General features: G+C 67.8%; 8 protein-coding genes. 3 read left to right on the top strand and 5 right to left on the bottom strand.

What is annotated here, in order from left to right; all coding sequences use genetic code 11:
- Positions 1-108 precede the first annotated feature (108 nt).
- Positions 109-516 carry a nuclease gene (locus VN378_RS13440; protein ID WP_325744076.1) on the top strand — a complete coding sequence of 136 codons (408 nt, stop codon included), beginning with the start codon at positions 109-111 and terminating at the stop codon, positions 514-516.
- Positions 517-542: 26 nt separating this feature from the next.
- Here VN378_RS13440 and VN378_RS13435 read toward each other — a convergent pair whose 3' ends face one another.
- The 5 genes from VN378_RS13435 to VN378_RS16885 form a co-directional block, all read right to left on the bottom strand.
- Positions 543-2,498 carry a hypothetical protein gene (locus VN378_RS13435; RefSeq protein ID WP_325744075.1) on the bottom strand — a complete coding sequence of 652 codons (1,956 nt, stop codon included), beginning with the start codon at positions 2,496-2,498 and terminating at the stop codon, positions 543-545.
- A 256-nt stretch (positions 2,499-2,754) separates the two neighbouring features.
- Positions 2,755-3,636, bottom strand: coding sequence for an FAD:protein FMN transferase (locus VN378_RS13430; protein ID WP_304929128.1), 882 nt, complete (start codon positions 3,634-3,636; stop codon positions 2,755-2,757).
- A 28-nt stretch (positions 3,637-3,664) separates the two neighbouring features.
- Positions 3,665-5,830: a PepSY domain-containing protein gene (locus VN378_RS13425; protein ID WP_304929108.1), complete on the bottom strand. Its 2,166-nt coding sequence runs from the start codon at positions 5,828-5,830 to the stop codon at positions 3,665-3,667.
- A gap of 8 nt (positions 5,831-5,838) precedes the next feature.
- Positions 5,839-6,312, bottom strand: a complete 474-nt coding sequence (locus VN378_RS13420; RefSeq protein WP_325744074.1) for a DUF2271 domain-containing protein — start codon at positions 6,310-6,312, stop codon at positions 5,839-5,841.
- 46 nt (positions 6,313-6,358) lie between these two features.
- On the bottom strand, positions 6,359-6,691 hold the full coding sequence (locus VN378_RS16885) for a PepSY domain-containing protein (protein WP_414642249.1): 333 nt from the start codon (positions 6,689-6,691) through the stop codon (positions 6,359-6,361).
- A gap of 150 nt (positions 6,692-6,841) precedes the next feature.
- Between VN378_RS16885 and VN378_RS13415 the strand changes: the two genes are divergently transcribed.
- Both VN378_RS13415 and VN378_RS13410 read left to right on the top strand, forming a co-directional pair.
- Positions 6,842-7,513: a response regulator transcription factor gene (locus tag VN378_RS13415; RefSeq protein ID WP_304929109.1), complete on the top strand. Its 672-nt coding sequence runs from the start codon at positions 6,842-6,844 to the stop codon at positions 7,511-7,513.
- Positions 7,510-8,856, top strand: coding sequence for an ATP-binding protein (locus VN378_RS13410; RefSeq protein ID WP_304929110.1), 1,347 nt, complete (start codon positions 7,510-7,512; stop codon positions 8,854-8,856). Before VN378_RS13415 ends, VN378_RS13410 begins: the two co-directional genes overlap by 4 nt.
- Positions 8,857-9,301 lie beyond the last annotated feature (445 nt).

Genomic DNA, 9,301 nt, shown 5'->3' with positions numbered 1-9,301 from the left:
GTGTCATGGCGGTCTCCTTTTCCGCTCCACCACGGAGCGTCCGCCGCCGGCCTTCCTTTCCCCTCCGGCGGGGTTGTCGCCGCCCTCCAGCGACGGCAGGCTGGACCCATGAAATGGCTCCTGATCCCCGCCGCCCTTCTGCTCTGTCCGGCGGTCGCGAAGGCCGATCCGTGCGAAGGCCGGCTACCCGATCGCGCGGGGCAGACCTTCTCCGGGGAGGTCCGCTACATCGGCGACGGGGACAGTCTCTGCGTCGGTCCCGGCGCCGACCCGTCGACCTGGATCGAGGTCCGGCTCTCCGATTTCGATGCGCCCGAGCTGCACAGCCCCTCCGGCCGGGCCGCCCGCGACCGGCTGTCGACGCTCGCGCGCGGCCGGACCCTGAACTGCGTCACGGTGCGTGGCCGCAGCGGCCGGGTCGTCGTCTACGACCGGGTCATCGCCGCGTGCCGCCTGAATGGCCGGGGAGTCGGCGACCTCCTGCGCGCGGCCGGAGGCCGGGAGGGCGGAAATTAGCCGCCTCCCCGCGCCCGGCCCGTCCCTCAGGCCGCCCTGTCGTTCCAGACCTGATTGAGGACCTGGGCGGCAAGGGCCGCCTTGTCCTGCGGCAGGAAGCGACCATAGTGATCGGCGACCGTGGCCGCGGTATCCTGGATCGCATAGCTCGCCTGTTCGTAGGAGCCCGTCTGCTTGAGGATGTGGGTGGCCAGCACATCGCGGACACTGTGCGGGCCATGCGGCAGCAGGCCGGGGATCGCGCCCCGTCCCGTGTACGGATTGTGGATGCCGTAGCGCTGGATCGTCAGCCGCCAGGCCTCATAGAAGGTCTGCTGGCTGTAGGCTGCGTCCCGGCTCCTGGTCTTGACCGTCTTGATGAAGAAGACGCCCGGGTCGGGCGCGCCGGCGAGGAGACGGGCCCTGTGCCGGTCGAGGTAGTCGTCGATCCACCGGTAGAGGTCGCCCAGATCAGGCAAGAGCAGCCGGAACGGCCGTTTGGCGAAATAGCCCGAGTGGGCGTTCTTGAAGGCCGCGCAGGGGATGAAGACCTCCCAGCCCGCGTCCCGGTCGCTCCACCGCAGTTCGCCGCGTTTCAGGCGTTCCAGTTCCCGCTCGCTGGTGTGGGTCTGTCCCCGAAGCCGGACGAGCAACTGGCGCAGGTTCTTCTGCCTGAGGCCGAGATGAAGTCCGAGCCGGATCATCAGAAAGGCCCGGACGCTCTCCGCCGCCGCCCGCGGGTGACGGCCGGCATGCGGCATTCTCAGGAGGATTTCCCGCGTGATCTTGAGATATTCGCCCACCGGACTCGCCGCCTCGAGGACCGGCAAAAGCGGTTCGAACGGGTCCCGGTGGACCCGGGCGACGCGCTGGATTTCCTTGGCTCGCGCAAGGGCATGGCGATGGACCCGCTCGCACGCGCCGTCCCAGTCGTCCCGCATCCGCCGGACGTCGTCTTCCGAGATCAGCCCCTCGACCGGTTCAAGTTCGGAGGCCAGGGCGGGGTTCTGCCGCAGCCAGCCGGTCTGGCTGCGGGTCAACGCCGCCGCGAGCAGGAGCATCTCTGCTTCCCAGCCGGTGTAGAAGCCGCGTCGCGTCTCGCGCCACTGGACATACCAGTCCCAGACGGCCGGAGAGACGAGCAAGGCGAACGTCAGCCGCTCGCGCGGCAATCCGAAACCTCGGGACACGCTGTCCGGTCCCACGGTCAGGGCCCCGAACAGCAGGCCGAGGTGCTCGACCTTCTGCGACGCGGTCTCTGGGCCCCAGACGCCCGAGCGCTGGAAGCCCACCTCGGTCAGGGTCCGGGTCTTGAACCTCAGCAGGTCCGCCATCTCCCGGGCGAGGCGCGGCGGCGGGGCGAACTCCGGCCGCGACGAGAGAGTATGGCCGGACCTCAGGGGAGCGCCCTCAACCACGCCTTCGAACCGGATCGCGAACCGGTGCTTGGAGACCTCGGCGTGATAGCGATGGAAGGCCGTGCCGCCGGAGAGAACCGACGACCGGACCCAGGCGAGGATCTCCGCCTGTTCGCTCGCCGTCCGGGCGTTGAAGTCGTCGGGGAGATGCCACGCGAGACGCCGCCGCTCCGCCGCGCCGACTTCCGGCAGGCGGTGACCCGAGACGGCCCGTCCATGGGTGACGCGGGATCTCAGATAGCCCCGGGGAAGCCGGTAACGATTCTCGATCAGATCGACGACCTGCAGACTGGCCGGCGTCTGCGGTCCCTTCGTCCCCCGGCGCCAGGCCCCAAGCGTGGTCCGGTCGACCATCCCGCCTTTCGCCGTCGTGGCCTTGTGGAGACCCCAGACGCTGTCGCCATGTCTCCGGATTTCCGCATCGAAAGCGGCCGCGAAATCATGGGGCGCCTCGACAGGCTCCCAAAGCGGTTCGGGATACTCGACGACGGGCTTGGGCGGACGGCCCGGACCGGGCCGGCGCGGGCGCGCCTCTGGCTCCGCCGGGAGAGGCACCGACGAGCGCAGGGTGGACGAAGGGGACATGGTCTCTCCGGAAACGTTCGCCGCCAGAAGCGGCGACCGGAGAGAGACGGCCGGGATATGCGATGACCCTGATCCGGATCCCACGGAGACTGGGGATGCGCCAGACTCGAGCGCTTCTGAACTCCGAGGCGACACTCGGCTGACTACGTATGCATGGCTCACACCATGGCCATCGGGAAAGATCCCGCTCCTCGGGTCGCTACTCGGGGCCTCGCCTTGGCGACCGGACGCTCCCGAAAATCAGGACCCAATCGGTCTAGATGCCCAGCGTCGAGATCTCCGCAAAACCGTCATCGTCGCGGATCAGGAAGATCGCCTCGACCGCTCTACTCCGGGCGAGGCGCGGGCCATCCGTTTCCCCAAGCACCATCAGCGCCGTCGCCCAGGCATCGGCCCTGGCGCAGTCAGCAGCCAGGACGGTCACGCTGGCGAGTCGGTTACAGGCTGGTCCGCCGGAGCGTGGATCCATCGTGTGCGACAGCCACTTCGCGCCGAGTTGGACCCGATGCCGATAGTCGCCGCTCGTCGCTACGGCGCGGTCGGAGACCTCGATCACCGCGCGGCCCGCCCGACGGAACGGATCGGGCTCTTCCAGCGCAACGGCCCAGGGCCGCCCGTCGGGGCGCTCGCCGTCGACGACGATCTCGCCGTCTAGGGCCGCGAGAAATCCGCGCACGCCGTGTTTGCGCAGCACTTCGGCCATCTGGTCGACGGCGAATCCCTTCGCCACGCCCGATAGGTCCAGGAGTCGATTGTTAAGCCGCCGGACGCGACCGGCGGCCGGCTCGCACTCCACCTCCGAATGCAGCGCGCGCCCCATGGCGAGCCGGATCGCCGTCTCGTCCGCCTTACCCTGCGCAGGACCGAACCCCCAGGCGCTGACGGCTTCGGCGACGCCGATGTCGAAAGCTCCGCCCGAAGCGGCCGTAACCTCGGCCGAAATTTTCAGCACCTTGATCAGGTCGGAGCCGACATCGACCCACGCGCCCGGGGCCGCCCCGTTTAGGCGCATAAGCTCGCTGTCGGGTCGCCATGTGCTCATCTGGCGATCGACGGAGTCCACGCTGGCTTGGAGGGCCGCGGAGAGTTCCGGAGCCGCGCGTCGGGACGCCAGCCGGACTGACCAACGGGCGCCCATCGTCGGACCATTCAGCGTGGCAAGGGCGTCAGTAGACATCTTCGAGATACCGTCCCTCGGCTTTCAGATCGGCGACCGTCACGCCGCGAGTTCTCAGGATGGCCTCGAAGGTCCGAGCGACGTCGCGTCCCATCGCAGCGCTCCCGCAGACCAGCACTTGCCCGCCGGCCTGGATCTGGCGTGCGAGTTCGTCGGGGCTCTCGTTCAGGCGGTCTTGAACGCGCGTTCCTCGGCCCGAGCGGGAGAAAGCCATGACCCGACGCGAAAGCCGTCCGTCCGCCAGCATGGCGTCCGTTTCCTGCCGATAGAGGAAATCCGACTCCGGATCGCGTATGCCGAAGTAGAGGACGGAGGGCCGATCCCGCCGCATGTGGCGCAACAGGCCGATCGCCGGGGCGATCCCGCAACCCGCGGCCACGAGAATAACCGGCGCCCGCCCCTTGGTCGCGCGGAATGCAGGGTTTGGGCGAACGAAGGCGCGGATCTCATCGCCCGGCTCAAGCCCGTACAGGTAGCCCGAGCACAGCCCGGCCGGCATACGCCGCACCGCGATTTCGATGAAGCCGTCCCGCCGGGCGGACCCGAGAGAATAGAAGCGTGGGACGTCGGCTCCGGGGGCGACAACACCCAGAAGGTCGCCGGCCTGGAAGCGCGGCAATCTGGCGTTGGCCGCCGGCTCGAAGCGCAGGATAGCGGAGGGCGCGCCGACCTCACGGCCGAACGCCCGCCGCTCGACAAGTTTGAGCGAGACCGGCTCAGGGAAGGCGACCCGATGGTTCAGCTTCAACGGAAGGCCGAGCGCGTCTCCCAAGGCTTCGCCCCAGATCGCGAAATCCCGCACCGACTGGCGATCAATCCGCGCCATGGGCGTGAGCGTCTGCCAGCCGGCCTCGGCCAGCTGCGTCAGGACAAGTTGGGCGAAGCCGCAATAGGCGGTAAAGCTGCGGTCGCCGAACCCCAGCACGGCGACCGGAACCCTGTTCATCTGGTCGAGTCGGGAGAGGAACCGCGCCGCCGATGACGGAGCCGCGCCATCGCCATAGGTGGCGGTCAGCACGATCAGCGCCTGCGCCGCGGGCATGGGACCCGCATCGTTCATCGCGCCGAGGTGGACCTTCCGCCCCGCTTCGATCAGCGCCTTGGCCAGGGTCGAGGCGAAACCCCAGGTCGTACCGCCCTCGGAACCCGTCAGTATGACGATTTCCGCCTTTGCCATTGAAACGGCGCCGGCGATGAACGGACGCGCCGCGCGCCGCTTTAACCAGATCCATCCGCCCGTCGCCGCCATGACCGGCGTGGCCGCCGCCGAAGCGCCCAGCAGCAGGCCGAACCACCACAGTCCCTGGCCGGTGTGCAGCTTGTACGCCCACTCCCAGATCGTCTGCGCGGACGAGTGCGGCTGCCAGTTCAGCAAGGCGCCGTTCCCTTGGTTGACGTATCCGGCGCCGTCGGCCGTCCTGAGGCCGAACACATCGGTCGCGTCGCCGGCCGCCGGCCACGTCAGCCGTCGCAGGTCCTCGATCCGGATCTGTCGGAGGGAGGTCAGGGTTTCAACCGGGGCGGGCGAGGCGCTATTGACGACCTCCGGGAAAACTGAGGTGTCCGGACCGCCGTCGCTGACGATCCCAAATGTCGCCAACGACATCCAAAGGCCGGTCAGCGCCGAGACCGAAAGCCCGGCCAGCGCCGCCCGCCCGATTATCGCATGCCAACGGTTCGCTCCGGAGCTGCGCACACGCCGTCCCAGTCTGCGCCAACCGCCCAGCATGCCGACCAGCAGCAACACCCCGGTGACGCCGAGCGTCGCCATGACCGCGGCGCTTGCACCGGCTATCGCCTTGCCCGCGTCGTCGAGCAGCATCGAGCGGTGCAGCTTCTGGATCCATCGCATCGTCCCGGAGGGTTCCCACGGTCCCAGGTCCGCCCCTGTCGCGGGATCCACCCGCCGGACCTTGTAGCCCTGGGGTGTCGCAACGCTCGCCAGCACGACGCCGTTGGCCCGGCGTTCAAGCCGTTCCACGCCCGGATGCCGCGCGGCCACCTGCGCCGCGAGCTGGGCGACAGAGCCGCCGCCAGGACGCGCCTGCATGCGTTCCAGGGCAGGCTCGAGCGACAGGATCGCGCCTGTTCCGGCCACCAGAACGAGCAGCAGCCCGAAGACGAGGCCCGCGACCGAATGGATCCTGCGGCTCATTGGTAAGCTCAGAAGTCGTAGGTCAGCGACTGGACGAACCCTCGGCCGGCGGTGGCCCGGCGCCGCCCGTTGGCGGCGAGGGGAGCGATCACCTCGGCCGGTCGGTCCGCGTCGTCCTCGACTGCGCTGTCGACCCGGATCTGATAGCCGGCGTCGATCAGCGCATCCGCAAGATCGACCGTCACGGTCAGGGTGCGGCCCGATCCCGCGCTGGCGCCGGTGATCGCATCGACCCCGGGGGGGGAGCCGCGCGTCGCGCGATACCAGTTTGAGAGATGGGACCAGTATCTCGTCTTGCGGCCGGAAACCCACAGGGTTCGCCTGTAGGCGCCTGCCGCATCCGTGAGGTAGATCGCCAGGTAGGCGCCGTCCCCCCCGTATGACTTCATCTTCGTGGTTATCGTCACGGGACGGGCCATGGCCGGCGTGGTCAGGAGCGCCAGCGCCAGGCACAGGGCGGTCGAAGAGGCGATCTTCTTCATGGGTTGTCTCCGATGGTTCATTTCGTGGCGCCGCTCGCGGGCCTGTTTAACGGATGGCTGGAGCAGCCGGGCGGCCCGGCGGTGCAGTCCGATATGGCTCCGGACGGTCGTGATCCCGCCTCCGGGCCCGATCCCCAAATTCCGTCTCAAGGACATTCAGCGTGAGAGGGTCCATCTCGATCTCGACGGACCGGCCATCGGCCGTGCGCCCGTAGATCCTGTAGCAGCCGTCATCGGTGCGGATACGGTTGACCTCAACCCCGAGTTCTCGCGCCCGTTCCTCGACGGCTTGCCTCGGCCGCCAGTCTCGCATCGGGCGGTCGCAATGATCGCCAGCCATTGCCGGGGTTCCTGCGGCGAGGCAGACGCCCCCAAGCATCAGGAGGATCAGAGTTCGGCGCATCACGGGTCCTTTCACATCGCTGACCCGCCTTCTGCTCTGCGAGACTGACGTGGCGCTGAATACGGTGTGGCTCCGCGTTCAGCATGGTGTCAGCTTGTGGGACCATCCACTTCGGCGGAGGACGGCATGCGCATTCTGTTGGTGGAGGACGACCCGGGGCTCGGCATGGCCGTGCAGGACCAGGTCATCGCTGAAGGCCATGGCGTCGACCGTGTCATGACAATCGCGGACGCACGCGCCTGCGTCGACGGCGTCGGCTACGATCTGGTTCTGCTTGACCTGATGCTGCCGGACGGGAGCGGGCTGAGCTTCCTACGCAATCTGCGCGCGCGCGGCTCGGTTACGCCGGTGATCATCCTCACCGCCAGAGATCGCACTACCGAGCGCATCGAGGGTCTAAACGCAGGCGCCGACGACTATCTGGTCAAGCCGTTCGATCTTGATGAGCTGTCTGCGCGCATCGGCGCCGTCGCGCGCCGCTATGCCGGCAATCCGAACCCGCAGATCCGACTTGGACCTTTGGAGGTGGACCTCGCGGCCCGCAGTATCTTCGGTCCCGCCGGCCGGATCGACCTGTCGCAACGGGAATGGGCGATCTTTGAGGCCCTCCTTCAGCGGCCCGGCTCGATCGTCACCAAGCCGCAACTTGAACAGCGGCTCTATGCCTTCGACAGCGAGGTGGAGAGCAACACCATCGAGGTCTATGTCAGCCGCTTGCGCAAGAAACTCGGCCGGGAGACCATCGAGACGCTGCGAGGGCTGGGCTATCGCCTTGGCTGTCCTGGAGCCCCTGCGTGAGTCGGCCGCGCAGCCTGCGTCGTGACCTGTCGCTGGGCGTGGCGCTCGGGGTGGTCGGGCTGTGGATTGCAGCCCTGCTGCTGGCGGGAGCAGTCCTGCGACATGAGCTGAATGAAGTCTCGGACAGCGTTCTTCAGGAGGCGTCCGAACGAATTCTATCGCTCGCGGTCGTCGAGTTGATGAATTCGGACGACGAGTTCGCAGCGCGCCGCATATCGCCGCTCGGTGCGGATGAGGAATACCTGACCTACGCCGTATATGACGCCGGGGGGCGGGTGCTGCTCTATTCGCACGATGTCCACCGCAAGGTGTTCTCCGGGGAACCGCGGCTCGGTTTTTGGGATCGGCACGGTTACCGGCTTTACGGCGCCGACGCCGTCTCGGGCGCTTATCGCATTGCTGTGGCCGAACCACTCAAGCATAGGCGCGAGACCTTGCTCCGGACCGTCGCGGCCTTGGCCTGGCCGATGGCCGCGCTTCTGCCGCTCACGGTCCTTTGGGTTTGGTGGCTGACCCGCATCCGCCTGAGGCCGATGTCGCGCCTGTCGGACGCGATCCGTGATCGCAACGAGACAGACCTCACGTCCGTCGTAACGGAGGGGCTGCAGCTGGAGTTCCTGCCTCTGGCGGATTCGGTGAACCGGCTGATGCAGAGGATGTCTCGGGCCTTGGAGGCCGAGCGTGCGTTCACCTCTTCCGCGGCGCATGAGCTCAGGACACCGATCGCCGCGGCGCTGGCCCAGGTGCAACGTCTCGTACGCGAACTGGAGCGGGAGCCGCAGCGACAGCGGGCGCGGGCCCTCGAGGCGGAGCTCAAGCGGTTGGCGCGCCTCGCCGAAAAGCTTCTTCAGCTTGCACGCGCGGAAGGCGCCGGGGTGCTGCGGAAAACGGAATCCGATCTGGTGCCGATCCTGGTGCTGACGCTCGACGATTTCCGTCACGAACTTACCGGCCGCCCTCTGCGCGTGGAAATGCCGGACTACGCGCCCTCGCACATAGATCCTGACGCATTCGGCATTCTGGTGCGGAACCTGATCGAGAACGCCTTGAACCATTCACCCACGGGAACGCCGATCGACATCGCCCTGACGGCGTCGGGGAAGATCAGCGTGGCCAACGACTGCCGCATAGTCCCGCCAGATCGGTTGACCCGGCTGACGCAGCGTTTCGAGAGAGGTACGACTGGCGGCCTGGGCTCGGGTCTCGGGCTCGCCATCGCAGAGACCATTTCACGTGCCGCCAACGGCAGCTTGGAGCTGTTCTCCCCCATTCCGGGCCAGGCCGGGGGCTTCCTCGCTGTCTTCGATCCCCTGGGCGCAAAGGCCAGCGCTGTTCGGACATAGTGAGGCTTGCTAGGGCCGGCGCCCCCCGCGCGAACCCCTCGCCGAAGGCGCGGGACGCGAACGTCACCTTTTGGCGCTCAAGTGCCGCTGTGGCCATGGAATCAAGTGGACAGGGGTGGCGACGTCAAATGGAGACTGGCCATGCGACGATCTGCCCTGCGCATCCAGCCAAAGCGCCCGATGGAACGCCGACCGTCTGATCGCCTACGGCACGGCCGGAGCCGGAGCACTCTTCTGGGCGTGGCCTTGCATGTTCAATGGGCCCTGGACGCCAAGCTTCCGGGTGTGACCTCGTGGCTCTGAGTCGGCGACGTGGCTGCAGATAATGCGCTTCGCCAGCGCTCAATCGTCATCCAGCCAAAGGCGGGGAGACCTGTGCCATTCGAGATCACCGCGCTTGCAGGTGACGCGATCGCCGCATGGCTGACGGACGGGTGGCGATGCG

The organism is Brevundimonas sp., from assembly GCF_035561115.1.
Taxonomy (GTDB): Bacteria; Pseudomonadota; Alphaproteobacteria; order Caulobacterales; family Caulobacteraceae; genus Brevundimonas.
Note: the sequence above shows the minus strand (reverse complement) of the source record. Positions and strands in the feature narration are given on the sequence as shown.